Genomic DNA, 26,094 nt, shown 5'->3' with positions numbered 1-26,094 from the left:
GGCGCAGTCTACTCGCCCTAATAGCCGTAGTATCCACAATCGTACCGATAGTACCCAAAGACCCAGTTGCCATAGCCATCATAGTACCCTGGGATAAAGATCCGCGCGCAAGGGGGATAGGCTGGGTAGTGCGGGACCGGCGGATAATAAGCGTTGGGTGGCGGATAGGGGTACGCATAGCCGGGGTAGGGTGCCATGGGGATCCCCATGTTCAGCCCGAAGTGGAAATTTGTCCTCGCCGATGCAGGGTCCGGTGCAAGGCCAAGAAGACCGGTCAGGAGCAGGGCTCCGATCACCAAGGCAGCTAGGCTCCTCTTTGTAATTTTCATCTCATCCACCTCCTCTCACATGTTAAACTACGTATAAGCACTTTTATGGTAACATACGCTAAACAAGAATTCGCAGTATCGCAGGCTCGCTGCGCTGCTACTCGAGCCGCCGTTGCGCCACGCGATCAATGCCCGGAGAAGCCGCGTCATTCAAGCGATACCCACACTATACGTGACGTGGCAATCTCCGCCTACTCTTTCTGGTCTATTTGACGCTTCCGCGAGGCTTCGCGTTTACTGGTAATCATTAATAGTCGTGCTTGCTGCAACAGCCTTCCGCTGAAAGGGGGCCCAGCTCGTCGAAGAGGTGTAGGACTGTAGGAGTTCCGGGCAACCATCTAGCACCCTTTAGTATCGTGATTCAGGCTGGTTAACCCGAGAACATGTTGAACTATTCATTGGCTGCTGATGTGATTGAGTAGAGGCTCGCTATTCCAGGAGAGGGAGCTAGCGGTAAGGGCATGCCTGACGGGAGGGTAGTCGATGGTTCACGCCTATGTCTTCATCACAACTAGCAAGGCCAGGGAACAAGAGGTGGCAGATGCGATCGGGGAACTACAAATGGTAAAGCTTGCACACATCGTTACCGGCAACATCGATGTTGTGGCCTTTATCGAGGCCCCGGATCTCAGCGTCCTGTGGGATACGGTGAATCATATTCAGGCGCTGCCGGCGGTGACCCGGACAACCACCAGCTTGGTTGTCGAACCTGTGTAGTGGTTCTGGTCTTAAGCGAGGCCGGCCAACAAAGCAGCCGACGCTGCAGTTGCGGCAGCCACCTGTTGGAGGAAGGAAAGATCAAGGGTGTCGAGGGTGTCGGTAGGCATGTGGTAATGTGGGTTGCGCAGGAAGGCGGTATCGGTGATCATCACAGCCGGGTAACCGGCGTCCCAGAATGGCGCATGATCGCTCTGGCGTACTAGCGGGAGGTTTTCGCCGTTTCCCTCCACTACTAAAGCCTGTACAGGCAGCGATGGAACAATAAGGGCCGCCGTCTCCTTAAAGAGAGAAACTAGCGCCTCCGATCGTCGATTTCCCACCACGCCGATGAAATCCCCCGCCGCAGGCGTTTGAACGCCTGGGGGCGCAGTTTGAGCCGGGCCGGTGTAGCCGATCATCTCCAGGTCGAAGACGCCGGCAATCGCGACGCCACAGGCCTTGGCCTGCTCTACGTAGCGGAGGCTACCCGGGTTTCCATACTCTTCGAGGGCGAAAGCGACAAAGATCAGGTCGTGCTTGAACCGATGGCGGGCCAGGGCTCCAGCTACCTCGATCAGTCCGGCCACGCCACTTGCATTGTCGTCGGCGCCAGGGCTATTCCGAACGGTGTCGTAGTGGGCGACCACCAGCACCTGCCCATCGCGAAACGATCCCGGATGCGAAGCGATCAGATTCCGATACCAGCGGCCGTCGCACCTGAATCGCTCTTCTACGAGATGGAGACCGAATCCCCTGAGGGTCTCCGCGATAAAGTCGGCAGCGGCTTCCATGCTGGCATGCCCGTCAAACGGATCCCTCGGCCCAATAATACGCTCGAGGTGTGCCCGCGCCCCGTCTTCGGAGACCGCTTCGACGATCTGACGGAGTATGGGATCGATGCGTTTCACCGCGCCGAAAGGATCACCGGGGCAATTGATTGGAGTTCGCGCCATTAAGCGCCTTGTTGTTGGCGTAGATCGGGACACCGGCTCGCAGCGCTAGGGCAATAGCGTCACTGGGTCGGCTATCGACCGTAATCTCTTTGCCATCGGCCTCGATGTAGAGGGTGGCATAGTAGGTATTTTCCTTGACGTCGCTAATAATGATCCTCCGCAGGTGAGAGCGAAGGGACGTCAGGAGGGAAAGGATCAGGTCGTGGGTCAAAGGGCGTGGAGGTGTGATCTGCTGTAAAGGAACAGCGATGCTTTGGGCCTCAAAAGGTCCGACGAAGAGTGTGAGCTCGCGCCTCAGCACCTTGCTACGAAGGAGTACGGCGATCTGATCGCCTCCTTGAGCGGCGGTCACGCCCAGTACTTCCATTTCGTATAAGTCCTTGGGCTCTTCGGCTCGTGCGGCGGTCCAGGGGGCGAAAAGCAAAGCACTCAGAAGGGAGGCGAGCGCAATCGCCAGACGTAGTGCGGAATAACGTGGCTGATCATTCATTAAGACAGCGAACGAGACTCCATCCATTCAGGAGGTTGACGCGGTGCAACTGCTCAGGGTGAAGTTGCGCTTCCTTCAGAACGGGCATGAGCTTCAGGTCGGTCTTGAACCCGAGCCGGGCGCACAAGGGGGCTACGAACTCCTCCAAGGTGCCGACAACCGGGTGCTCACTTTTGAAGTGGTTCAAGATCACGATGTGCCCGTTCTTCTTACACACTCGCTTGATCTCCCGGAGGACCTGAACCGGTTCCGGGACCGCGCTGATAACGTACGTGGCGACCACATGGTCGAAGTGTGCGTCCGGGAACTCCAGCTTCGACGCGTCCATCTCCTTAATGGTCACGTTCTCCATGCCATATTCCTTCACCTTCTCCCTGGCCTTGCTCAACATCTGCCTGGAGAAGTCGATCCCGACGAGGTGACAGTCTGGTGGATAGAGCGGGAGGTTCAATCCAGTGCCGATCCCCACTTCGAGCACCAGATCGTTCGGCTTGATCCCAAGAAGCTGTACCGCCGCGACCCGTCCCGGGTGAAAGATCCTTTGGAACAGAAGGTCGTACATGGGAGACAAGATGGCGTAGGCTCGCGTGATCTGCTTGTAGTCTAAGACGACCATTCAACCCTCCAGTGATCTCGTTTTGCGAGTCACGACCCCTCCCGGCAATACAGCACGCATCACAAAGGTAACTTATTATACTCTAGCTGGGCTGTCGTGCATATAAGTTTTCATCAAAGTTCACCGGCAGCCGGACTGCCCGCCCTTGGATGTCCCGGTACAGCAGGTACCCGTGCTGCCGCCCAAAGTCGTAGAGCCGTTTTGTCAGGAGGACGTCCTGTTTGCAGTATTCGATGACTCGATCGATGTCTCCCGCCTTAAACCATGCCAGGCTCTGCAGGCCATCCGCCGACTTTCCCTCTCCAAGGGTTTCTTGGGCCAGATGGTCCAGCTTCAGCCGAAACCCTAGCCTCCGGTGGATGCACTCGAGGATGTCCAGCGTGGGTAGAGCGTTCCAGTCGACATCGGCATAGTGCCGCAGCACATCGTAGTCGAACCGCAGGAGATTGAACCCGATGATCAGGCGCGCGTGGACCAACTCGCTGATGAGGGCATCAACCTGCCGCTCGGTATACACGCGAAACTCGGCGCAATCGAGATCGTAGACGACGCCAACGGCGAGGCCCATCCGATGCCGGTGTTCCCACCCGCCAACATCCTCGGCGCTCCGCTGCGTCTCAAGATCAAAGACGAGAGCATGAGACACCCCGGCAGCGGTCTCCGATCTCTCCTTCACCTGCGGGTATGATGAGGTTGAAGACGGGTGAGATGGCGAGTGTGTGGCATCGGCCGGCGCTTCCCCGAGCAGGCTCTGAAGGGTCAGTTGCGCGCCCCGCTTATCGAGCGGCTTATTGCCAGAACCGCACTTCGGTGGGATATGCCTGAGATGGACGGCCTGCCCGTGAGACGAGTACCCATGGCAAAGCTCTCCCACGAACGGATCAACCTCATGGATGGGTGGAGGCGATGTCCATCGCCCAGCCGGACGTGCCTTCGCATGTCGCATTATCCTCAGGCGCCCCGGATTGAAGCTCTGGCGCCATCTGCTATTTTTCTTGTCCACATATACGCCAATCCTCTATCATGGCATGGGAAAGCGTGTCAACACTAAAACCCCTTTGGGCTTGACAAGGATGTTGATACTATGTGATACGAGTTCGTTCTTTACAAGGGCAATCTGCTCGCTCCTTTGCATTAAGGTAAGCTATGAAGATCCATGAGTTTCAAGCGAAAGCAATCCTTGCAGCCTACGGAGTGCCTGTCCCCCGGGGGGAGGTGGTCACGACGTCCGTCGAGGCAGGGCGTGCTGCCGAGCGGCTTGGCGGCGCCGTAGTGCTGAAGGCCCAGATTCACGCAGGCGGACGTGGCAAGGCTGGTGGGGTCGTGCTGGTATCCTCACCACATGAGGCAGAGGCCGCGACGCAGCGGCTCATTGGCTCCCGCCTGATAACCCATCAAACTGGTCCTGAAGGGAGAGTGGTCAAAAGGATCCTGGTAGAGGAACAGGTGACCATCAGTCGCGAGCTCTACGCCGGGATTGCCTTGGATCGCAGGGCGGCACAGCCCATGATCATGGCCAGCGGAACCGGCGGAGTGGAGATTGAAGAGCTGGCGGCGAATTATCCGGAGAGGATCATCAGGGTTGTCGTGGATCCAGCCACCCAGCTTCAGCCCTTCCACATCCGCCGGCTTGTCTTGGGATTCGCGCTGCCGCAGCCGGTCCAGAGTATAGCTGCTCGGCTATTTCCGGCCTTGTACCGACTCTATCAGGAGAAAGATTGTTCGTTGGTTGAGATCAATCCCCTGGTGGTCACTGCTGAGGGTCGCCTCTTGGCCTTGGATGCCAAGCTAACTATCGATGACAATGCCCTTTTTCGCCACCCTGATCTGAAGGCGCTCCGCGATCTGGACGAGGAGTTACCTCTCGAGGTTGAGGCCTCGAGGTTCGGACTAAACTACATCAAGCTGGACGGCACCGTGGGATGCATGGTCAACGGGGCCGGATTGGCCATGGCGACCATGGATCTTGTGAAGCTTATCGGCGGTGAGCCGGCCAACTTTCTGGACGTCGGCGGGGGCGCCAGCGCCGAACAGATCGAACACGCCTTTCGCATCCTGATCTCAGATCGGTCGGTGAACGTGGTGCTTATCAATATTTTCGGGGGGATCCTCCGGTGTGACCGGTTGGCGGAGGGAGTGATTCAGGCGGTTCGTTCCCTCCATGTAACATTGCCGATCGTCGTTCGGATGGAAGGAACTAATGTGGACCAAGGCAAGCGCATGCTTGCCGAGTCCGGCCTGAATTTCATCACCGCGCCCGGCATGCAGGAGGCTGCTGATAGGGCTGTTCAATGTTCAAGGTTTAACGTGCGAGGTTCAATGTTCAAGGTTCAACGTTCAACGTCCCTGATCGAGGAGTAAGAATCGAAATTGCGCGCCTTGTCTCTAACCCTGGACCTTGAACATTCCTAACAACCAATGAGCATTCTAGTAGACAGTAACACGCGCCTGGTGGTGCAGGGTATTACCGGGAGGGAGGGTAGCTTCCACGCCTTGGCGTGCCGTGACTACGGGACCAGCGTGGTCGCAGGCGTCACCCCAGGTAGGGGAGGGGTGCGCCACGAGGGGATTGCTGTCTTTGACTCCGTGCGGGAGGCCGTGGATAAGGAGGGCGCCAACGCTGCCATGATCTTTGTCCCGGCCGCCTTTGCCGCCGATGCCATGTTAGAGGCGATCGATGCGGCGGTCCCGCTGGTGGTGTGCATTACAGAGGGGATCCCGATCCTGGATATGGTGCGGGTGGCCCGTGTCCTTCGTGGGTCTGGTACCCGCTTGATTGGCCCGAACTGCCCTGGGATTATCTCTCCGGGTAAAGCCAAAGTTGGAATTATGCCCGGACACATCCACATGCGTGGTACGATCGGCGTGATTTCAAGGAGCGGTACGCTGACCTATGAGGCGGTCAATCAGCTTACTCATCTGGGCCTTGGTCAGTCTACCTGTATTGGGATCGGTGGGGATCCGATTATCGGCACCACCTTCGTCGATTGCCTGGCGCTGTTTGAAAATGATGCGGCGACTGAGGCAATTCTCATGATCGGCGAGATCGGGGGTACCGCTGAAGAGGAGGCGGCAGTATTCGTTGAGCGTCATATGTCCAAGCCAGTCATCGGGTACATCGCTGGACTTGCAGCCCCTGCCGAGCGACGCATGGGCCATGCGGGCGCGATCATCTCCGGCGGGAGAGGAACGGCAACAGAGAAAATCTCTGCCCTGCGGCGCGCCGGCATCGCCGTGGTACAAAGCCCGGCGGAGATCGGAGCCGCTGTAAAAGAAGCCCTTGGTTCACATCTAGCGTAGCGTCCCAGTGAAGTCGTTACAGTCCGTTCGTGGTGAGCTTGTCGAACCACAGGCTGAACGCATTGAAAACGTTGACCCTTCGACAAGCTCAGGGCGAACGGCATGTGTAAAGCTATTTATGGGGCACTCCACTAACAGCCCTTACTCAAGGAGTGAAAGCATGGAGCAAACCTTAGTAATTGTAAAACCGGATGCTGTGGCCAGGGGGCTTATCGGTGAGGTAATCCGGCGGTTTGAGGCGGAGGGGCTTGTGGTCTGTGGGCTGAGGATGGTGGGGCTGGCGCAGAAAGAGGCTGAGGGATTTTATCAGGTGCATCGGCACCAACCGTTCTTCGATAGCCTCACGCATTTCATGACCTCCGGCCCTTGTGTAGCGATGGTCCTCGAGGGGGAAGGGGCAATACGCCGCGTTCGAACGCTCATGGGCGCCACTGATCCGCTCAAAGCCGACGAGGGGACGTTACGGCGAAGCTTTGCCGCCAGCATTGAGAAGAACGTTGTGCATGGCTCCGACTCGGTCGAATCAGCGGCCCTTGAAATCCCGTACTTTTTCTGTCGATTGGGGATCTTTCCCGTAGTCGGGCGGGGCGAAATATCTTAAGCGTAAACTGGAATAGACGGCCGTTCTTTGTAACCATTCAGTGAGAGTGGGGAAATCATTAAATAAAATGTGATATGTTTTTATAAAATCCCCCTTAATCCCCCTTTTTCAAAGGGGGAAACGGGTAGTCCCCCTCTTTGGAAAAGAGGGGCTAGGGGAGATTTTCCACCCGTAACTGAATGGTTGCCGTTCTTTCAGGAAATTCCTTGACTTGGAAGTGCCCAGTTTGTAAAATGCGATTGGGTTTGACGGAGTGTTTGCAATGCTGGTAGAGCGGTCACAGATCCCTCCAGAAGGGTTAGATCTTGAAGTTCGTGAAGAACCCTGCTGGGGGGAGGATCAAGGATTGTGGCTTTCGCTCGCTCCGATCGAGGCAACACTTCATCTGGAGCGAAAGGTCAACGGCATCCTTGCGAGCGGAGCATTCACAACAACGGCAGTAGTGCTGTGTAGCCGATGCTCTGAGCCGGTCTCTGTTCCTGTTTCTGATCAGTTCGCGATTCTGTTTACGGGAGCCAGTGAAGCCTCTCGCGCAGAGGAGAGCGAACTCAGCGCTGCCGAGATGGATGTTGATGTGATGCAAGAGGATCGCCTTGATGTGTCCAGATTTTTACGCGAGAATGTGTTGCTGAGCTTGCCGCTTCAGCCCCTTTGCCGGGCTGAATGTCGTGGTCTTTGTCCCCATTGTGGGATCGACCTGAACGAGACCTCGTGCCAGTGCCAGGTTCAGGAAGGCGATCCAAGGCTTCTTCCCCTTCAACACTTACTCTAGCCGACAGAAGTCCAGGAGGATTAACGATGCCCCTTCCGAAACGTCGTCACAGCAATGCCCGGACACGAAAACGGCGCTCCCATCACGCCCTCACCATTCCTGGTCTCGCTGAGTGCTCTAACTGCCATGAGCAGAAGCTTCCTCACCGCGTATGTTCCTCCTGCGGCTATTATGGAGGCCGGGAGATTGTGAAGCGGGAGGAGGTCTAGTCCTCCCCGCTTCGGATTGACACACAGGCATGGGAACCCGTATAGCGCTTGACGCAATGGGCGCCGATCAAGGGCTCGGCGTCACCGTTGAGGGCGCAGTAGTGGCCGCTCGCGATCGCAACCTGACCGTTGTACTGGTCGGGAACGAAGATGAAATTAGCCAGAGACTGAAGCAGTACCGCACGAATGGCCTTAGCATTGTGATTCGGCACGCCCCAGAGACGGTCGGGATGCAAGAGTCCCCTTCTGCTGCCTTACGAAAGAAGAAGCAGTCGTCTATTCGGGTCGGCCTGGAACTGGTCAAGAATGGCGAGGCCGATGGCTTTATCAGCGCCGGGAATACGGGCGCAGTGATGGCCACCGCGCTTGTCACCCTGGGTCCGCTTCCTGGTGTTGAGCGTCCTGCCATCGCCATCATCGTTCCAACGTTAAAAGGTCGCTCGCTCGTGCTGGATGCCGGCGCCAATGCCGATTGTAAAGCGCGGCATCTCCTGCAGTTTGCTATTATGGGTGATGTCTATGCGCGTCAGATCATGGGGAAGCCGTCGCCTACCGTCGGCCTCCTGAGCATCGGGGAGGAGGAGAGCAAGGGGAACGAGCTGACTCGAGAGGCCTTCAGGGGGCTCGAAGAGGAGCCGTCTCTTAATTTCATCGGGAACGTCGAGGGCCGCGAGGTCCTCATGGGGACAGCCGATGTCATCGTCTGCGATGGCTTCACCGGCAATATCGCTTTGAAGATCATTGAAGGGGCTGCGGAGTTTTTTACGCTTTCGCTCAAGGAGGAACTGGGAAAGGGGTTGGCGGGGATGGCCGGCGCCTTATTGGCTCGAGGCGCATTTAAGCGCTTCAAGAAGCTGGTTGACTACTCGGAGTACGGCGGCGCGCCACTACTGGGGGTCAGAGGGGTCATTATCATCTGCCACGGCCGCTCGACCGCCAAGGCCATCGCGAATGCAATTCGGGCGGCCGCCGAATGCGTCGAGAACAGGGTGATCGAACATATCATAGAAGGGATCGCCGTCAGTTAGCGAGAGGGCGCATGTAATGTACGGCAGCAGGATCGCTGGCATAGGGGCCTTCGTTCCGGATCGGGTTCTGACCAATGCTGATTTGGAGCAGATGGTCAGCACCAGCGATGAGTGGATTGTCACCCGAACGGGGATATCGGAGCGGCGAATCGCCTCCGACGATCAGGCAACCTCGGATCTGGCTGAGGTGGCGGCCCGACGCGCCCTGGAGTCCGCTTCCGTTGATCCTAATGACCTGGACCTGATCCTCGTGAATACGGTGACCCCCGACATGTTTTTCCCTTCTACCGCGTGCGTACTGCAGGAACGACTGGGCGCGTCGCGAGCAGCAGCTTTCGATTTAATGGCTGCGTGCTCCGGCTTTATTTACGGCCTTTCTGTCGCCGATGCCTATCTGCGGGCCGGCCTCATGCGAAATATCCTGGTGATAGGGGCGGACACCCTCTCCAAGGTGGTTGACTGGAGTGATCGAGGCACCTGTATTCTCTTTGGTGATGGGGCGGGAGCGGCGCTTGTCCAGCGCACAACTGCTGATTCCAGCATCCTCTCCACACATCTGTATTCCGACGGATCAAAGGGGAAGCAATTGTTTATTCCAGGGGGTGGCTCTCGCCAGCCTGCCTCGCAAAAGGTCATTGACGAGAAGCTGGTCACGATCCGGATGCCCAATGGAAACGAGGTGTTCAAGACGGCCGTCCGGTCAATGGAGGATGCCGCCATGGCCGCGCTGAAGGCTAATGGGGTAGAGGTCTCTGACATTGATCTCTTTATTTCTCACCAGGCCAACGCCCGAATCATCTATGCAGTGGCCGAGCGATTGGATCTTCCGCGAGAGCGGATCTTTATGAATATTGACCGCTATGGGAATACGTCTGCTGCCTCGATCCCTATTGCCATAGACGAAGCCGTTCGGGTAGGGCGGCTAAAACGTGGTGATTTGTTGCTGCTGACGGCCTTCGGGGGCGGGGTCACCTGGGGATCGGCGCTCATCCGATGGTAAGTATGTACGCCTGTCGCTGATGGGTGCGATCGCGCTCGTTTTTCCCGGGCAGGGTTCTCAGCGAGTTGGCATGGGACGGGATTTCTGGGCGCAACTCCCTGAAGCCCGTCAGCTTTTCGAGAAGGGGAGTGAGTCTCTGGGGATCGACTTGGCTCGCCTCTGCTTCGAAGGGCCAGATGATCTGCTCACGCTCACCGCAAATGCGCAGCCGGCCATCATGGCGGTCAGTATGGCCGCCTTTGCCGCATTGCAGTGTGAAGGGATAAAACATGACTATGTGGCCGGCCATTCGCTTGGTGAGTATTCGGCGCTCGTGGCAGCCGGGGGCCTCACATTCGAAGATGCGATTCGCATTGTGAGAAAAAGAGGCGAGTTTATGCAGGAAGCGGTGATCCCTGGCGCCGGCACGATGGCAGCCGTGCTAGGTCTCGATAAGGATAGCGTCTATGCGGTGTGTGTTGAGGCTGCTCACTTAGGGGTCGTCGAGATCGCCAATCTTAATTGCCCCGGTCAGGTGGTAATTGCCGGGGAGACAGCGGCGGTCGACCGGGCCATTGAGATGGCTAAGGAACGGGGCGCCAAGAGGGCCGTTCGCTTACAGGTAAGCGCGCCCTTTCACTGCTCCTTGATGAGGCCGGCGGCTGAGCGGTTGGCGGGAGCGCTCCGTACGATTCCAATCGCTGATCTATTGGTCCCGTTGGTCAACAATGTCGACGCCGAGATCCTGACGAACAAGGAAGCGATCCCCGAAAGTCTCGTCCGCCAAGTCACCAGTCCAGTGAGGTGGGAGGATGTGGTGCGAAGGCTGGTGAAAGAAGGCGTCACCTGCTTCCTGGAGCTTGGCCCGGGAAAGGTACTCACCGGGCTAATCAAGCGGATCGCCCCGGCGACTACCGCGCTTTACGCCGAGGATCTGGGTTCGTTGCGGACTGCGGTGAATCAGTTGAAGGCGCTTCTGTAATAGCGATGGGAGCAGCGATCGGACTTGAAGGGAAGGTAGCGGTCATTACTGGTGGCTCGCGTGGGATTGGGCGGGCAATCGCCATGAGGCTCTCGGCTGAGGGTGCAAAGGTAGCTATCTGCGGGAGAAACCTGGCGGCGGCTGAGGAGGTAGTTGCCGAGATCGAGGCGACAGGGGCGACAGGGATGGCAGTTGCCGCAGACGTATCGCGTGAGTCGGATGCTGAGGCGCTGATCCAGGCCAGCATCAAGCGTTTTGGGCGTCTTGATATTCTGGTCAACAATGCCGGCATCACCAGGGATGGGCTTTTGGTCCGGATGAAGGAGGAGGACTGGGATGCGGTCCTGGACGTCAACCTGAAGGGGGCATTCTTCACGACTCGATCGGCACTTCGACCGATGCTCAGGGCTCGTGGCGGTCGAATCGTGAATATCAGTTCGATTGCAGGGACGATGGGAATTCCTGGACAGGCCAACTACTCTGCAGCGAAGGCGGGTCTGATCGGTTTCACCAAGGCTGTTGCTAAAGAGGTTGCCTCCAGGTCGATTACGGTGAATGCGGTGGCTCCTGGATTTATCGAAACAGAGATGACTGCGGTATTATCTGAGGATCGCAAGAAGATCTACCTCAGCCAGATCCCCCTAGGTCGATTCGGGGATCCGATGGAGGTGGCTGCTCTGGTCTCGTTTCTGGTGTCTGAAGCGGCAGGCTATATCACCGGTCAGGTGATTACAATCGATGGCGGGTTGCGAACGTAAGATGCGGGCGTAATCCAAGGAGACGGTACCGACCTGCCTGGCGGCAGGCAGGGGCCGTAGAGGGGGGATAATGGCTGACGTAATGGAGATCGAGGAGAGGGTCAAGAAGATCATTGTAGACCAATTGGGTGTCAATGCGACAGAGGTGACATCGGAGGCTTCTTTCGTCGAAGATCTGGGCGCCGATTCGCTTGATACGGTGGAGTTGGTGATGGCCTTGGAAGAGGAGTTCGGCGTTCAGATTCCTGACGAGGAAGCAGAGAAGCTCATGACCGTAAAAGCGGCTATCGCGTATATCACGTCGCATCCCGCGTAACAGGCCTGGCCTGCTTCCATAAGCCACGCGTAGGCGGTGGGAATATGAAGATGAACGCTATGAGGCGAGTCGTTGCGACAGGCCTGGGCGTAGTGGCGCCCAACGGCATCGGCGTTGAAGCCTTCTGGGAGAGCCTGGTGAATGGGGTCTCAGGTATCGACCACATCACCCGGTTCGATGCCAGTCGGCACGATACGAAGATCGCCGCAGAGGTTAAGGGGTTTGACCCGCTTCTCTATATGGAGAAGAAAGAAGTCAAAAAGATGGACCGGTTTATCCACTATGCGTTGGCCGGCGCCATTATGGCGGTAGATGACGCCCAGCTTACGGTCAAGGATAATGAACGAAGTCGTATCGGTGTTCTTATCGGCACGGGCATGGGCGGAATCCCCGGCCTGGAGGAAACACACAAGACGTTGCTGGAAAAAGGGCCTGACCGGATCAGTCCGTTCTTCATCCCTTCGATCATCACGAACCTGGCCGCCGGCCATATCGCTATTCGCTTCGGACTCCGCGGACCTAATTCATGCGTCTCGACGGCGTGCGCGAGCGGGAATCATGCGATTGGCGAGTCGTTCGAACTCATCAGGCGAGGGATGGCTGATGTGATGTTTGCCGGTGGAACCGAAGCCGTCATCTCTCCGCTGACCATTGGAGGGTTCGGCGCCATGAAGGCCCTGTCCACCAGAAATGACGCGCCACAGCGCGCCAGCCGACCGTTCGATAAGGGACGCGATGGCTTCGTGATGGGGGAGGGCGCGGGCACCCTGATTCTCGAGGAGCTGGACCATGCACTACAGCGCGGCGCAAGGATCTATGCCGAGTTGAAAGGCTACGGGATGTCGGCTGACGCCTATCACATGACTGCGCCAGAGCCGGAAGGATCCGGCGCTATGGCCTCGATGCTCCTCGCGCTGGAGGCTGCCGGGCTTCATCCGGAAGAGGTCGATTACATCAATGCCCACGGAACATCTACGCAAGCGGGCGATGCCTCCGAGACCAAGGCGATCAAGAAGGTGTTTGGGGATCACGCCTATCGCCTGGCGGTGAGTTCCATCAAATCGATGACCGGACACCTCCTGGGAGCCGCGGGGGGCGTCGAATCGGTGGCCACGGTGCTGACCCTCCACCATGGCGTGATTCCGCCGACCATCAACTATGATGAGCCGGATCCTGAGTGCGATCTTGATTACGTCGCGAACAAGGCGCGCCAGACTAAGGTGCGGGTCGCCATCAACAACTCATTCGGGTTTGGCGGGACCAACGCCACCCTGGTGTTCAAGCGGTACGAGTAAAGCTATCAGCTATCTGCTATTAGCGGTCAGCAACAAACCTTCAGCGGTTTTTTAGCCCAGCGGAGCAGTGGGGTTATCTTTCGCGAGGGCGGAAAGCTTGTCCAGGACACCGTTGACAAAGCCGCTGGAGTCCTTCCCACCAAACGCCTTCGCCAGCTCAATTGCTTCGTCGATTGCAACCTTCCATGGTGTATTCCCATAAAAGAGCAGCTCAAAAGCGGCCAAGCGAAGGATGCAGAGATCCACGAGGGCTAGCCGCGAGAGGATCCAATGCTCGACGTGCGAGGAAAGCAGATCATCGATCGGCTTCCGATTGTGGCGGGTTCCTCGGACGAGCTCGTCAGCCAACGACTGGGTCTCCGGCTTGATAGGATGCTCTACCCAGAAGGCCTGATTCTGCTCCTCAAAAGCTTCCAGCGGGTGAAATTCAAGTTGATAGAGGAGTGAGAGCGCAAGCTCCCTGGCTCGGTGGCGTTTATCCATTGCTTATGTGAGGGGTACAACCCTCTCGCTTGTACACTATGTGAGTTGAGTGAAGAGGCTGGCCATTTCAATGGCTGAAAGTGCCGCGTCGAACCCCTTGTTGCCGCCTTTCGTCCCGGCCCGTTCAATCGCCTCATCAAGCGTGTTCGCGGTGATGACGCCAAAGATAATGGGCACGCCAGTGTCAAGACTGGTTGCGGCGATCCCCTTCGCTGCCTCCCCCGCGACGTAATCGAAGTGGGCGGTAGCGCCTCGGATGACCGCCCCAAGCGCGATGATGGCGTCATAGCGATTCGATGCGGCCAAGCGCTTTGCTACGTACGGCAACTCAAAGGCGCCGGGGACCTTCACCAGATGCAGGGCGGCATCCTCCGCGCCGTGGCGGAACAGACAATCAAGCGCTCCCTCCAGCAGCTGTTTGGTGATTAACTCATTCATGCGAGTTACCACCAAGGCAAATCGAAACCCCTTGGCCAGGTATATTCCTTCGGTCGTTTTCAAGGCACACCTCCGGGCTAGAAAAAGAAGCGATCAGCATTCAGCTATCAGCATTCAGCAGCCAACAAGCGGGCCAGGGCCAGTAAAAGCTGACCGCTGATCGCTTCTTTAATCACAATGTTTCGAGCAGATGGCCCAGTTTCTCCTGTTTGGCTTGTAGATACGCGCGATTCTCGGCCGTTGGATGAATCTCGATGGGAATCCGCTGCACCACATGGAGACCATACGCCTCGAGCCCGACGATCTTACGTGGATTGTTGGTCAGTAGCCGAATATTGCACAATCCAAGATCAGACAGGATCTGGGCGCCAATCCCGTACTCTCTGAGATCCGGCTTGAATCCCAGCCGCACATTGGCCTCCACCGTGTCCAGGCCAGTATCCTGCAGCTCATAGGCCCGAAGCTTGTTCGCCAAGCCGATGCCCCTGCCTTCTTGACGAATATACAGAAAGACCCCCTTGCCTTCGTTGGCAATCAGCTCGAGCGACTTATCCACCTGCGGCCCGCAATCGCACCGAAGCGAGCCGAAGACGTCGCCGGTGAGGCACTCGGAGTGAACTCGCACTAGCGTCTCATCTACGGCGTTGATCTCTCCCATGATCAAGGCGAGGTGGTCTTTCTTGTCGATCTGGCTGTGATACAGGATCAGGGTGAATCGGCCGTACGGGGTCGGCAATGTGGTCGTGGCAATACGACTGACGAATCGTTCTCGCTTCAATCGAAACTCGATCAGGCTTTTGACGGTAATCAGCTTCAAATCGTGCGTGCGAGCAAAACGATATAGTTCTGGCGTCCGGGACATCGTCCCGTCGTCATGCATGATCTCGCAGATCACCCCGGCAGGGTACAGGCCAGCCAGTCTGGCAAGGTCAATAGCGGCTTCGGAATGTCCTGCCCGAGTCAGCACCCCACCGTCTCGTCCACGGAGCGGAAAGGTATGTCCTGGACTGGTTAAATCGTCGGCTGTTGCCTTAGGGTCGATGATGGTGTGGATGGTGATCGCCCGGTCATGGGCCGAGATTCCAGTCGTTACCTTGTGCCTGGCATCGACGGAAACAGAGAAGGCTGTCTCGTGAGGGGAGGTGTTGTCAGTGACCATCGGGGGGATGCGGAGTTCATCCAACCGTTCACCAGTGACGGGCATACAGATTAACCCCCGCCCCTGCATGGCCATGAAGTTAATCGCCTCCGGGGTTACCTTCTCGGCGGCCATCGTGAGGTCGCCCTCGTTCTCCCGACCGTCGTCGTCGACGACGATCACCATCTTACCATCGTGCAGGTCCCGGATCGCTTCTTCTATGGTGTGAAAATGGATCGTTTTCTCCATGGCTACTCCGTACACTCGACTTAAGCGAATCCCAGATCCCGGAGTCGCGATTCGGTGAGCGTCGCCTTTCTCGTGATGGGTCCGAGTCCCTCGAGATATCGGACGACATATTTGCCAAGCAGGTCCGTCTCCAGGTTGACGCGCCGTCCGACCTGCTTCCGCCCTAGTGTGGTAACGTGGTATGTGTGTGGAATAATGGCCGCCCCAAAGGAGTGGTCATTCAGATCGGCCACCGTCAAGCTGATTCCATCCACCGTTACGGATCCCTTTTCCACAAGCAGAGGCCGCAGTGCTTCAGGGTAGGCGACCGACAACCACCACATCCCCCCGGTCTCTCGAATCTCGCGGATGGTTCCGACCCCGTCGACGTGGCCGGTAACGAAGTGGCCCCCCAGTCGATCCGTAGGGCGGCAGGGCCGTTCCAGATTTACCGGATCGCCGGTCTGGAGCTCTCCCAAGGTTGTACGCATAAGGGTTTCCTCGGACAGATCGGCCTCGAACTGGGCATGCGCCGTCATCGTGACCGTGAGACAACTCCCATCGACCGCGATGCTGTCCCCGATGACGAGAGAAGAGGTGGTCTGTTGCCCTTTGATGGCAAGCTTTGCGATCACGCCTTCGCGGCGTACCCGCTGGACTTGACCCACCTCTTCGATCAGCCCGGTAAACATCCGGTTTGCCTAGCAGGTCCCTTCATACTTCGAGCGGTATCCTTCAATCAACACGTCCCCCCCCAGTTGTTCGATGCGCAAGCGGGACAGCCGGAGGGCCTGCCCGATCTCTTCAACGCCTACTCCCCCAAAAAGGCTTGGGGCGGTCTTTCCCCCCACCAGCATGGGGGCTACAAATAGCAGGAACTTATCGACGACCCCCTCTTCAATGGCGGAGGTGAAGACGCCCTCACCGCCCTCGATCATCACGCTCGTAACCTCACGCTCGCCGAGGCGCTTCAGGAGCAGCTCAAGACTGATCCGTCCATGAGAGCCGCCCGCTTCAAGCACCGTCAGCCCACGGTTGAGCAAGGCCTCGATCCGCTGAGGGGGGGCATCAGAAGCCACGGCGACCCAGGTTCGCGAGGCGGCTCCAGCCTGAAGGACCTGGCTCTCCAGTGGGAGCGGACCGAGCCCATCCACGATGACCCGGATCGGATCGTGCCCGCCTGCTGGAAGCCTGGTTGTGAGCCTGGGATTATCGCGCCGAATCGTACCTATCCCGACAATGATCGCATCCACCTGGTCCCGCAGCTTGTGCACGTGCTCGCGCGATTGTTCCCCGGATATCCACCGAGCGTCTCCGGTTCGAGTGGCAATCTTACCGTCAAGGCTGACTGCTGCCTTGAGGATCACAAACGGGGTACGACATGTGATGAATTTTGTAAAGGCTTCGTTAAGGCTCGCCGCCTCTTCAGACAACAGTCCCTGCTCGACGATAATCCCTGCCTCGCGTAACGTCTGTACGCCTTCGCCGGAGACGAGCGGATTAGGATCAAGGATTGGAATGACGACCCGACGAATGCCGGCCTGAATGATCCGATCGGTACATGGTGGGGTCAGACCATGATGGCAGCACGGCTCAAGAGTGACATAGAGGTCAGCACCGCTCGCCGCCCCGGCCGCATTCTCGATCGCCACCACCTCCGCATGTGATTCGCCGGCTCGCGCATGGTACCCCTCGGAAACGATGCTGCCGCCGCGCACCACGACCGCACCAACCATCGGGTTGGGGCTTGTGCGTCCACGCCCCTTTGCCGCAAGCACCAAGGCGCGCCGCATGAACAGTTCATCGTCAGAGCTAAACATCTCGTGTAACTACTTAGGCGGTTAGGCTGAAGGCTGAAGGCTATACATGATCTCGCAAGGCACGAATCAACTGCCCTAAATTCTGTGTGATCACTGCTTTACCCCTAAAAGCCTTCAGCCTTCAGCCTACCTACCTGAGTACGTTAACATCTCGCCTCAATAAGAGAAAGCGTACTTTCTTAGTAAATACAACCATTTACCCTAGCACTGGGTCACAGGGGTGTCAAGATGAAAACTGATCGGATGGGATGCTAGGATCGTGCGAACAGGGCGTCCGTGAAGGCTTCTGGCACAAACGGCTGCAGGTCGTCAACGCCCTCGCCCAGACCGACGAAGGTGATCGGCAGTTTCAACTGATCGGCGATAGCGACTACGACGCCGCCCCTTGCGGTGCCGTCCAGCTTGGTCAAGATCAGGCCAGTCAGTCCCACAGCCTCATGAAATGCCTTTGCCTGGACCAGTGCGTTCAGGCCAGACGTGGCATCGATAACCATGATCCGTTCGTGAGGCGCGTCCGGCATCTGCCGGGAAGCCACTCGCTGGATCTTCTTCAGTTCCTCCATCAGATTTCGTTTGGTGTGCAGGCGACCTGCGGTATCGATAAGCAGGTGGCTTGCGCCGCGTGAGCATGCGGCTTGCACGGCATCGAATACGACAGCAGAGGGATCGGCTCCGGCCTGGTGGCATATCACATCGGCGCCCACGCGCCGGCCCCACAGTTGAAGCTGCTCGATGGCCGCCGCCCGAAAGGTGTCGGCCCCGGCTAACACCACGAGCCCGCCGTTGCTGCTGAGACGGTTCGCGAGCTTCCCGATAGTGGTGGTCTTGCCGGAACCGTTGATTCCGAGAAAGAGCAAAACCTGGGGTTTAGTATGATGATCTATGGACGAAGGTGGAGGAGCGGTCCCGTTCAGGATAGCGAGGATACCTTGCTTGAGGGCGGCCTCTACCTGATCAAGGTTACTGAGATCACGGCGGCCAAGACGCTCCTGAAGGGGCGCCATGAGTTGTTGCGCCAGCGCCGGACCGAAATCGGCGGCGATCAGGAGTTCTTCGAGTGTCTCCAGATTAGCAGCAGTTGGGATATTCCCGCCAAATAGTCGCTCAATCTGCCCCACCAATCCTTGGCGGGTTCGAGCGAGGCCGGCCACGAATCGCCCGAAAAGGCCTTTCCGTGCTGTGTCGTTCATGATCATGCAGACCTACCTGTCAATCCCCACGTCAAGCAGCTCGACCCATGCGAAGAGAGAGGAGCTTCGAGACGCCGTGCTCCTCCATGGTGACCCCGTACAAGAGGTCTGCGGCCGCCATCGTCCGCTTGTTGTGAGTGATGAGGAGGAACTGGGCGCTTGATGCCATTTCCTTCAGAAGGGAGGCGAAGCGCTCGGCATTCGCGTCGTCAAGGGGGGCATCGACTTCGTCCAATAGGCAGAATGGGCTGGGACGGGTGTGAAACAACGCCAGCAGGAGAGAGAGCGCCGCCAACGCCTTCTCGCCTCCTGACAGCAGATTGAGGGCAGCGCGCTTGCCGGGGATCCGAACTGCCATCTCGACGCCTGGCTCCTCCTCCCCAGGCTCGAGTTCGGCCAGGCTGAGAAACGCCTGGCCTCCCGGGATGAGGCAATTCCAGAGCCGATCCAAATGGCCGGCCACGGTCTCGAGGGTCTCGTTGAACCGCTGCTGAATCGTATGATTGATCTCCGAAATGGCTGTCCGGAGAGAGTGAGCTGACGATGAGAGGTCTTCGACCTGAGCGGAGAGGAAGCTGTGCCGCTCGGCCAGCTCCTGATATTCCTCCAATGCAGCCATATTGACCGCGCCCAGTTCCGCGATCTTGGTCGTCAGATTGTCAAGTTCATTGTTGGCCGCTTCGACCTCGAGGCCGCTGCTGGAGAGTCGCAGGGCAATGGCCTCCACCTCTTGAGGTCCTTCTTTTCTCAGTGCCTCCTCAAGGAGCGAGATCGTGTTTCGCAGTTCTGCGAGTCGGATCGCCGCGTCACTCCAGGCCTGTTGCTTTTCTGCCAGCGACTGCTTTAGCCCCCGAAGGCGATCGTCAATGGACTGGCGCCTCTCACTCAGCTCCCGGCGCGCCTCGTCCTGTGTGACGACGAGCCGCTGCGCCACTTGCTCCTCCGCAACCAGGGAAGTAAGCCGCGTCTGAAGCTGTATCACAGCGGCCTCCATCTTGGTCTCCCGAAGCTGTTGCTCGACAAGCTCGCCTTCAAGCGACTCCAGCTCGCCCCCCACCTGGCCCAGCTCTTCGACAGTCCTGGTAAGGCTGTGGGTCAGGATCTCCCGACGACCTAGCAGCGCCGTGAGCTGGACGCGGGATTCTCCCACCTCCCGGATGAGGCCGTCCCGTTCCTGCTGCCGGGCGACTGCCTCGGCCTCGAGCTTCACGGTCTCGATCTGAGTCGCCTGGTCTCGTCCCTCGAGCTCTAATAGCGAGTGCTCGATCGTGCGGATCTCCTCACTGAGTACGCGAAGGTCCTCTTCATGACTCCTGGCTTCATAGGTCAGCACCTCGATCTGCTGCATGAGGCGTCGCCGTTCCCCGCTCGTATGGGAACAGGTCGCCTCCGCCTTGAGGCGCTCAATCTCCAATTCGTGGAGGCGCTGGTTAAGCAACTCCAACGATTCCGCAAAATGGGCCGAGCGGCGACAGGACGCCTCCCATGAGGTTTCGACAGCCTGAAGACTGTCGTGCAGCTCTCGGACACGACCCTGAAGCCGGGCGATTTCCCGTCGTCGCGGAAGGATGCCGGAATCTCCTCCCGGGCCGCCGGCGATGATTCCCCGACTGGTGACGAGCTCGCCGGTAAGTGTCGCTATCGCAAAGGGGGAGGGGAGGGAGGCTCTGAGCGCGAGCGCATCGGACAACTCCCTGACGATGACCCCGTCGGCGAGGAGGGCTTCCACCAGCGGCCGATCGCCTTCGGCGAAGCGGATCAAATCGAGCGCAAGACCCTCGACAGAAGCCCCTGAGGAAGGAATGATCTCACGCAGCCTAGCCGCCGGCGTTCCGTCCTGATCGCTGATCGCTGACCGCTGACCGCTGATCGCTTCCGGGTGAAGGAGGAAGGTTGCACGACCCTGTCCTCGCTCGGTGAGCAACCGTATGGCCTCTTGGACGTCTTCCGCCCGTTGCATCGCCAGACCCTGCAAGGCATCGCCGAGCAGTGCTTCGATGGCGCGTTCGTAGCGATCAGGTACCTCAAGCAACTCGGCCAGCGAGTTCCGCAACCCGTGGAGCCTCGCCTCACCCTGGGCCTTTTGCTGGAGCAGGTACCGGTGGCCGTCAGCGTACCCTTCAAAGCTCTGACTGAGCTCGATGAGTGAAGCCAGGCGACTGTGGAGTTTGGCCGACTCCCCCCTGATTGCCTCTAGTTGAGGCTTGTTGGACTCCCGCTCGGTTTCCTCCTCAGCCGTTTGCTGTGTCAGCTCCTTCCGCTCTGCCTGCAGGAGGGTCAGTTGTGCGACCGCCCGCTCGAGGACGGCGCGCTGTTCCTCCTCCAAGGGGACCAGGTCGCGATCCTGCTGCTCGATCCGAGCCGTGCGCAGGGCGGCCACATCACGCTGCGTGCCGTAGAGACGTTGCCGCTCTCGGAGGCCGGTCAGGTGATTGCGACGGTCTGCCAGGGCTGCCGCGTCCTGGATGAGACGTCGTCGCTTGGCCTCGAACGCTTGCGCCGCCGTCGCGATCGTCTCCTCCAGCACATGTAGTTCCGAAGACTTGAGATCGAGCTGCGCGCGGCTGGCATGCAGCTCGCCGGCCAGAAGCTGTTCCTGCTCTCTGACTTCGGCCTCCTGCTGCGCCAGGGCTACACGTCGACTCTGCAGGTGTGCCGAGCGGTCCCGCCGCTCCTTTTTCCGAAGCGCTGATTCATCCAACATCTGTCGCAAGTGGTTGAGCTCGGCTTCATCGCGAGACAGGTGGGTCCGCAATTCGTGGAGTCGCTCCTGCGAGACAGCCCTCGCCTGTTCCTGCTCTAGCTCGCGGATTCGTACGGCCTCCTGTTCAGCCTCTACGGCAACCACTGCGGCCTGCAGCGAGTCCACCTCGCCTTGCGCTGCAAGGGCTGAATCCTGGAGTAGCGTGAGCTGCTGCCGCAACCGCTGCAGTTCGGAGAACTTCAGAAAGCCCTTGAGCTCAAGCGCCCGGTCCTGGTAGGTGCGATAGCGCTCCGCCTTATTCGCCTGCCGTTTGAGGGAATTCCTTTGTCGCTCCACCTCCTGGATAATGTCGCTCACCCGGAGCAGGTTAAGTTCCGCCGCCTCCAGCTTGGAGAGGGCAGACCTCTTCCGGACCTTGTAGGTCATGATGCCGGCAGCCTCCTCAATGAGGAGCCGACGCTCGGAGGGCTTGGCGCTGACGATATTACCGATGCTGCCTTGTTCGATCAGTGCATAAGGCTCGGATCCGAACCCGGTATCCAGGAACAGATCGGTGATATCGCGCAGGCGGCACGGAACGTGATTCAGGAGGTATTCACTTTCACCGGAACGGTACAATCGGCGAGTGACCGTAACTTCGTGAAATTCAGTCGGGATGTTGCCATAGTTATCCGTAAAGATCAGAGAAACCTCCGCCATGCCAAGCGGCTTCCGGACGCTGTTCCCGGCGAAGATCAGATCGTCCATGCGATCCCCGCGCAGCAACTTCGCGCGCTGCTCGCCGAGGGCCCACCGAATCGCGTCGGAGAGATTGCTCTTGCCGCATCCGTTCGGGCCGACAATAGCGGTGACGCCAGGCTCGAAGGCTACCTCGACCTTCTCAGCGAACGACTTGAAGCCGAAAGCCGTTAATCGCAGAAGCCTCATCGCCTAAGTGGTCCGCTTCACAATTACGGTCACGTATCCGTTCGTGGTGAGCTTGTCGAACCATGAACGGGAAGGCCACCCTTCGACTGGCTCAGGGTGAACGGATTCGTGGGTAAAGTTGTGAAATGCTGCATTAAGCCTACCGCCGGCAGCTACTAGCGCCGCCCTACTGTGATTCATGGTGAGACCTCCAAGAACTGATTTCAGAAACGACCCGGCGTTGCCACACAAACTACCAACCCCGTTCCCCATTTGTCAAGACAAAATACAAGTCTCAGTGGTTAACTTATATTTGACTACTAGATGTTGTAGATACAAATAATTCAGGTAGATAGACTGAAGGCTGAAGCCTTTTAGGGATAAAACGATGAAGGCACAAGATGTCGAAGCGTGTTGGCTTCTTGGCCAATAAGGATTCCCCTCCGAGAGAACCAAAATTCGTAGAAGCCGAACCAGCCTGGAATCGCTTGATTCGTGTCTTGCAAGATGATTTAGAGCCTTCAGCCTTCAGCCTTCAGCCTATCTACCTGAGTAGTTACTGTAGATACTAGGTCAGGCAGTAATATGAGTGCGGCTCGAGCAGCCTCCTGCTCGGCCTCCTGCCTGCTTCGTCCCTTTCCCTTCGCAATCGGTGATCGCTCGACGACCACCTCGACCTCGAATGTTGGGGCGTGAGGAGGTCCGGATCGACAGAGCAGACGATACCGTGGGGTCGCGCGAAGGAGCGATTGAGCAAGCTGTTGCAAGGCGGTTTTTGGATCGTGGTCCAACGCTTCCCCGCTGAGGGCGTTGACACACGCCTCACGCGCCAGGTTATGGATTTCCCTTACGCCATCGTCCAGGTAGATCGCCCCTATCACCGCCTCAAAAGTACTTGCGAGGACTCTGGCCTTTTGCCTGCCCCCCGTTAACTCCTCTCCCTTGCTCAGTAAGAGCAGCGGTGCAAGGCCGTGGGACATCGCCATTTCGGCCAGCGCAGCGCCGCTCACAAGGCTCGCTCGACGTATGGTGAGCTCGCCCTCCGAGGCTGTCGGAAGCAGGGAGACGAGGGCATCGCTAACATAGAGGCTCCAGACTGCATCTCCAAGGAACTCGAGCCGCTGATAGTGAAGACGCACATCCGCCTGCGAGGGATCGGTCGAGGAGGGGTGGGTTAAGGCAGCCTTAAGGAGCGTCAGGTCTTGAAAATGATAGCCGCAGACAGAGTTAGGAAGCGATTCCGCGGCCGCCTGTGTCGATTTCTTCATAGGCTACGGATAGCATACTTGTGCCGTGCCGTCAACTCAGCTTTCTGTCATAAATCACAAAAATTGACGTCATTCCAGCGAAGCTTGTCCCCGCATGCTTGAAGCGGTGAGCGGGAATCCAGAGGGGCACCATATTTCCCCCTTTGAGAAAGGGGGATTGAGGGGGTTTTGAATGTAGTAGTTTGTACTGACAATTTGGACAGCATATTGTGATTACGACAACCTCGTTTTTCATGATGTTACAGTTCTTATGGAGACCGAAAAGGTTCTGGGCGCCTTGATTCTGTTCATGTGCAACGACTAACAGCCTTCAGCCTAAACACCTGAGTAGTAAGGTGTGAGGAAGCGCCGAACATGGCAGTGGGCTGTAGCACACCTGTGATGCCACAGCCCACTGGCCATTTGAACGCTCCTGCCGATGAATCCTTGGGCAGATGTCGCCGTGTCAGTAGAACATCACATCACGATCCGCGCTCGTCAAGCTATCCCCTGACTCGTCCTGCTGTCACCCCAAGCTATTGCGTTACCGGCAACGCAGCGCTGATCGCTGAAACACCGTCGGCACCACCAATCTTACAGATCGGGTGAGAGAAGTCATTCGCGACGCTTGGTGCCGCCACAATTCCCTGATAATTGATGTTATCAGCGCGAGTTGCGTCGGCACCAACTCCGCCTGGCACAAAGTCCATGTTCAAGGTGTGCCGGGTTCGCCATGCGATGTTATGGTCAGCGCACGACGTATCACCGCTGACGCCAACAGCACCGACTAGAACGCCGGAAGAGTTGTACATGGCCAACCCGCCGCCGAACACATTCACGCCTCCCATCCTGCCGCCAACCAGGGGATCGTTCGACTGACCGAATTTTGAGGACGGTCCATCGTAGGCTTCCCCTGTGTCGACCGGGTTGCTGTGCTGCAACCCAAACAGCGAACCACCGGGCTGTACAGCCGCCCACAGGTTTGCAGTGGACAGGGAGAGGCCCGCCAAGCTGAACGCATTGGCTGTGTTCGCCTTCTGGGCGGAGATCACCCGACTACCAGGCCACTGGGAGCCGCGATCGGCGCCAGTGAAGGCGACCGCACAAACGAAGCCATCGCGATTGACGATGGTACCCCACATGTCGAGGTCAAATCCCCCGTTGTTGCTTGCGTCGTTACGGGCGGTCGTGAGAGCCGACTTGAGGGCAGAATGGGTGGGCACTTGACTGCAGTCTTTGTCGGAGCTTTTTGCGTAGGCTGCGCCTCCGGACAGCATGATTGTACTGAGGAGCATGCCGCTGATGGCGAACGTGACGGACATATTCGTCTTGAATCTTTTGCTGATCATCATATCTTCTCTCCCTATTCGTTGGCCAGAATAGAATCTCAGACTACCATCTACGTTAACGTTACATGTTGTGACTGAATGTTATCCCAACCCTGCTTGCAACTCATCCGTATGACATCTCATGCCGGATTTCACGCCTCGTGGCCCCGGAAGCGTCTTCACCATTCAGCGCTTTACAGCCCTACCTCCTTCCCGGCCTGCCATCCGCACCTTGCCACTCAAAATCAAAGGGAAGTAGGCGCCGTTGAGGTCAAAACTCGCTGGTCTGAGGATACAGATCGTTAGGACCTGTCCCCTTTAATTTCCAGTTAACTTATCATAGGCACCCGTGTAGTAGCAATACGCTTTTTGGCGTATATAGCTTTGCCCTCAGCAGGGGGAGCACGGGATGGAGCGGTTAACGCAGAATGACGTCCGACACGCAGATGCAGCGGAGATGACGCTTCTGAGCCAGGCTCTGGAGTTAAGCGGGCACGGGATGATCGTGCTCACCAAAAACGGGCGGGTGCTGCTGCTCTCTCTCGCACGCTGTTGGTCGTGGAGCTCGACGGGAAGCGCCTCACTTCCCAGAAGCCGTAACAGTCTCCTTATTCCAAGTTGCAACGTGAGAGGTTAGTCAGGCCCCTTCAAACAGCTTGACAGCCGATCTCATCTCTCTTAGTATGAGGGGCAACATACGATTGCCCTTGCGGGGGGGGGCCCGGTAAGGGCATTGCTGCATTAAGCGCAAAGCGGGAGGGATGTATGGCGTCAGGCAAGATCGTTGAGGTCACTGACCATAATTTTGACGAACAGGTTATCAAAGGGACTGGACTGATCCTGGTTGATTTCTGGGCTGAATGGTGCGGTCCATGCCGGATGATTGCTCCGATCCTTGAAGAATTAGCGGTCGAGTGCGAGGGGCAGATCACGATCGCCAAGCTGAATGTGGACGAGAATCGACAGGCTTCGGCTCGATTCGGCATCCGAAGCATTCCGACCATCCTCTTCTTCAAAGATGGGGTGCAGGTCGAGCAGATCGTCGGCGCCATGGCGAAATCGGCCATCAAGACAAAGGTCCAACAACACCTGTAACGTGCTTCCGCATCAACACCCCGTCAACCTCCGCCTGCAATCCCCCGCGCACCCAGTTCCGGGGGGTGTAAGACAAATTTATGGGTAAGCTTCTCACCCCGTTGCCCGATTTCCCCAAAACTCCTCCCACCGGCCACTGATCTGACAGCAACGTAGGGCGATAATTGCGTTGGCCCCTCTGACAGTCCAT

At 57.8% G+C, this 26,094-nt stretch carries 27 protein-coding genes; 13 read left to right on the top strand and 14 right to left on the bottom strand.

The features are described 5' to 3' along the window. Positions 1 to 17: 17 nt before the first annotated feature. Positions 18 to 329, bottom strand: coding sequence for a hypothetical protein (locus CLG94_RS09990; RefSeq protein WP_107563155.1), 312 nt, complete (start codon positions 327 to 329; stop codon positions 18 to 20). Positions 330 to 812: 483 nt separating this feature from the next. Between CLG94_RS09990 and CLG94_RS09985 the strand changes: the two genes are divergently transcribed. Beyond that, positions 813 to 1,046 carry an Lrp/AsnC ligand binding domain-containing protein gene (locus CLG94_RS09985; protein WP_107563153.1) on the top strand — a complete coding sequence of 78 codons (234 nt, stop codon included), beginning with the start codon at positions 813 to 815 and terminating at the stop codon, positions 1,044 to 1,046. 11 nt (positions 1,047 to 1,057) lie between these two features. Here the strand turns inward: CLG94_RS09985 and CLG94_RS09980 are convergent, their stop codons facing one another. The 4 genes from CLG94_RS09980 to CLG94_RS09965 all read right to left on the bottom strand — a co-directional run bounded on the left by CLG94_RS09980 (position 1,058) and on the right by CLG94_RS09965 (position 4,033). Then, positions 1,058 to 1,981 carry a M20/M25/M40 family metallo-hydrolase gene (locus tag CLG94_RS09980; RefSeq protein ID WP_107563151.1) on the bottom strand — a complete coding sequence of 308 codons (924 nt, stop codon included), beginning with the start codon at positions 1,979 to 1,981 and terminating at the stop codon, positions 1,058 to 1,060. Then, a complete protein-coding gene (locus CLG94_RS09975; RefSeq protein ID WP_161954132.1) occupies positions 1,950 to 2,348 on the bottom strand; it encodes a bifunctional nuclease family protein in 399 nt (132 codons plus the stop codon). The genes CLG94_RS09980 and CLG94_RS09975 overlap by 32 nt, the downstream gene beginning before the upstream one ends. A 115-nt stretch (positions 2,349 to 2,463) precedes the next feature. Continuing rightward, positions 2,464 to 3,087, bottom strand: coding sequence for a class I SAM-dependent methyltransferase (locus CLG94_RS09970; protein ID WP_107563147.1), 624 nt, complete (start codon positions 3,085 to 3,087; stop codon positions 2,464 to 2,466). Positions 3,088 to 3,169: 82 nt separating this feature from the next. After that, positions 3,170 to 4,033 carry a ribonuclease H-like domain-containing protein gene (locus CLG94_RS09965; protein ID WP_107563146.1) on the bottom strand — a complete coding sequence of 288 codons (864 nt, stop codon included), beginning with the start codon at positions 4,031 to 4,033 and terminating at the stop codon, positions 3,170 to 3,172. Between the two features lie 200 nt (positions 4,034 to 4,233). On the opposite strand from CLG94_RS09965, the gene sucC reads away from it, so the two are divergent. The 11 genes from sucC (at position 4,234) to fabF (ending at position 13,327) form a co-directional block, all read left to right on the top strand. Then, positions 4,234 to 5,448 (top strand): ADP-forming succinate--CoA ligase subunit beta, encoded by a 1,215-nt coding sequence (sucC, locus tag CLG94_RS09960; protein ID WP_107563144.1) that lies wholly within the window; start codon positions 4,234 to 4,236, stop codon positions 5,446 to 5,448. A gap of 57 nt (positions 5,449 to 5,505) precedes the next feature. Then, positions 5,506 to 6,387 carry a succinate--CoA ligase subunit alpha gene (gene sucD, locus CLG94_RS09955; protein ID WP_107563143.1) on the top strand — a complete coding sequence of 294 codons (882 nt, stop codon included), beginning with the start codon at positions 5,506 to 5,508 and terminating at the stop codon, positions 6,385 to 6,387. 160 nt (positions 6,388 to 6,547) lie between these two features. Next, a complete protein-coding gene (gene ndk, locus CLG94_RS09950) occupies positions 6,548 to 6,988 on the top strand; it encodes a nucleoside-diphosphate kinase (protein ID WP_107563141.1) in 441 nt (146 codons plus the stop codon). A gap of 262 nt (positions 6,989 to 7,250) precedes the next feature. Next, complete coding sequence (locus CLG94_RS09945) at positions 7,251 to 7,760, top strand: YceD family protein (RefSeq protein WP_107563139.1); 510 nt, start codon at positions 7,251 to 7,253, stop codon at positions 7,758 to 7,760. Continuing rightward, positions 7,652 to 7,969 carry a 50S ribosomal protein L32 gene (gene rpmF / locus CLG94_RS14030; protein WP_432264762.1) on the top strand — a complete coding sequence of 106 codons (318 nt, stop codon included), beginning with the start codon at positions 7,652 to 7,654 and terminating at the stop codon, positions 7,967 to 7,969. Before CLG94_RS09945 ends, rpmF begins: the two co-directional genes overlap by 109 nt. 29 nt (positions 7,970 to 7,998) lie before the next feature. Then, the gene (plsX, locus tag CLG94_RS09935; RefSeq protein ID WP_107563135.1) at positions 7,999 to 8,997 is read left to right on the top strand and encodes a phosphate acyltransferase PlsX; all 999 of its coding nucleotides are present in this window, start codon (positions 7,999 to 8,001) and stop codon (positions 8,995 to 8,997) included. Between the two features lie 16 nt (positions 8,998 to 9,013). Next, the gene (locus tag CLG94_RS09930; protein WP_107563133.1) at positions 9,014 to 9,997 is read left to right on the top strand and encodes a beta-ketoacyl-ACP synthase III; all 984 of its coding nucleotides are present in this window, start codon (positions 9,014 to 9,016) and stop codon (positions 9,995 to 9,997) included. Between the two features lie 19 nt (positions 9,998 to 10,016). Next, complete coding sequence (gene fabD / locus CLG94_RS09925) at positions 10,017 to 10,958, top strand: ACP S-malonyltransferase (protein WP_107563131.1); 942 nt, start codon at positions 10,017 to 10,019, stop codon at positions 10,956 to 10,958. 5 nt (positions 10,959 to 10,963) lie between these two features. Continuing rightward, entirely contained in the window at positions 10,964 to 11,716 is a 753-nt protein-coding gene (fabG, locus tag CLG94_RS09920; RefSeq protein WP_107563129.1) for a 3-oxoacyl-[acyl-carrier-protein] reductase, read from the top strand. A gap of 82 nt (positions 11,717 to 11,798) precedes the next feature. Continuing rightward, positions 11,799 to 12,032, top strand: coding sequence for an acyl carrier protein (acpP, locus tag CLG94_RS09915; protein ID WP_018129835.1), 234 nt, complete (start codon positions 11,799 to 11,801; stop codon positions 12,030 to 12,032). Between the two features lie 44 nt (positions 12,033 to 12,076). Further along, positions 12,077 to 13,327 (top strand): beta-ketoacyl-ACP synthase II, encoded by a 1,251-nt coding sequence (gene fabF, locus CLG94_RS09910; RefSeq protein WP_239993202.1) that lies wholly within the window; start codon positions 12,077 to 12,079, stop codon positions 13,325 to 13,327. A 51-nt stretch (positions 13,328 to 13,378) separates the two neighbouring features. Here fabF and nusB read toward each other — a convergent pair whose 3' ends face one another. From nusB to CLG94_RS09865, 9 genes are all read right to left on the bottom strand, one after another. Next, positions 13,379 to 13,810, bottom strand: coding sequence for a transcription antitermination factor NusB (nusB, locus tag CLG94_RS09905; protein ID WP_107563123.1), 432 nt, complete (start codon positions 13,808 to 13,810; stop codon positions 13,379 to 13,381). 36 nt (positions 13,811 to 13,846) lie between these two features. Then, positions 13,847 to 14,311 carry a 6,7-dimethyl-8-ribityllumazine synthase gene (gene ribH / locus CLG94_RS09900; RefSeq protein WP_107563121.1) on the bottom strand — a complete coding sequence of 155 codons (465 nt, stop codon included), beginning with the start codon at positions 14,309 to 14,311 and terminating at the stop codon, positions 13,847 to 13,849. A gap of 109 nt (positions 14,312 to 14,420) precedes the next feature. Further along, the gene (locus tag CLG94_RS09895) at positions 14,421 to 15,635 is read right to left on the bottom strand and encodes a bifunctional 3,4-dihydroxy-2-butanone-4-phosphate synthase/GTP cyclohydrolase II (protein ID WP_107563119.1); all 1,215 of its coding nucleotides are present in this window, start codon (positions 15,633 to 15,635) and stop codon (positions 14,421 to 14,423) included. A 20-nt stretch (positions 15,636 to 15,655) separates the two neighbouring features. Further along, a complete protein-coding gene (locus CLG94_RS09890; RefSeq protein WP_107563117.1) occupies positions 15,656 to 16,306 on the bottom strand; it encodes a riboflavin synthase in 651 nt (216 codons plus the stop codon). A gap of 9 nt (positions 16,307 to 16,315) precedes the next feature. After that, a complete protein-coding gene (ribD, locus tag CLG94_RS09885; protein ID WP_107563114.1) occupies positions 16,316 to 17,434 on the bottom strand; it encodes a bifunctional diaminohydroxyphosphoribosylaminopyrimidine deaminase/5-amino-6-(5-phosphoribosylamino)uracil reductase RibD in 1,119 nt (372 codons plus the stop codon). A gap of 251 nt (positions 17,435 to 17,685) precedes the next feature. Continuing rightward, entirely contained in the window at positions 17,686 to 18,624 is a 939-nt protein-coding gene (gene ftsY / locus CLG94_RS09880) for a signal recognition particle-docking protein FtsY (RefSeq protein WP_239993201.1), read from the bottom strand. A 31-nt stretch (positions 18,625 to 18,655) separates the two neighbouring features. Next, positions 18,656 to 22,255 carry a chromosome segregation protein SMC gene (smc, locus tag CLG94_RS09875; RefSeq protein WP_107563111.1) on the bottom strand — a complete coding sequence of 1,200 codons (3,600 nt, stop codon included), beginning with the start codon at positions 22,253 to 22,255 and terminating at the stop codon, positions 18,656 to 18,658. Positions 22,256 to 22,755: 500 nt separating this feature from the next. After that, positions 22,756 to 23,502, bottom strand: a complete 747-nt coding sequence (gene rnc / locus CLG94_RS09870) for a ribonuclease III (protein ID WP_107563109.1) — start codon at positions 23,500 to 23,502, stop codon at positions 22,756 to 22,758. 515 nt (positions 23,503 to 24,017) lie between these two features. Then, positions 24,018 to 24,833, bottom strand: coding sequence for a GlcG/HbpS family heme-binding protein (locus CLG94_RS09865; RefSeq protein ID WP_239993200.1), 816 nt, complete (start codon positions 24,831 to 24,833; stop codon positions 24,018 to 24,020). A 741-nt stretch (positions 24,834 to 25,574) separates the two neighbouring features. On the opposite strand from CLG94_RS09865, the gene trxA reads away from it, so the two are divergent. Next, complete coding sequence (gene trxA, locus CLG94_RS09860; RefSeq protein ID WP_107563107.1) at positions 25,575 to 25,904, top strand: thioredoxin; 330 nt, start codon at positions 25,575 to 25,577, stop codon at positions 25,902 to 25,904. The last annotated feature ends 190 nt before the right edge of the window (positions 25,905 to 26,094 follow it).

The organism is Candidatus Methylomirabilis limnetica, assembly GCF_003044035.1.
Classification (GTDB): Bacteria; Methylomirabilota; Methylomirabilia; order Methylomirabilales; family Methylomirabilaceae; genus Methylomirabilis; species Methylomirabilis limnetica.
Note: the sequence above shows the minus strand (reverse complement) of the source record. Positions and strands in the feature narration are given on the sequence as shown.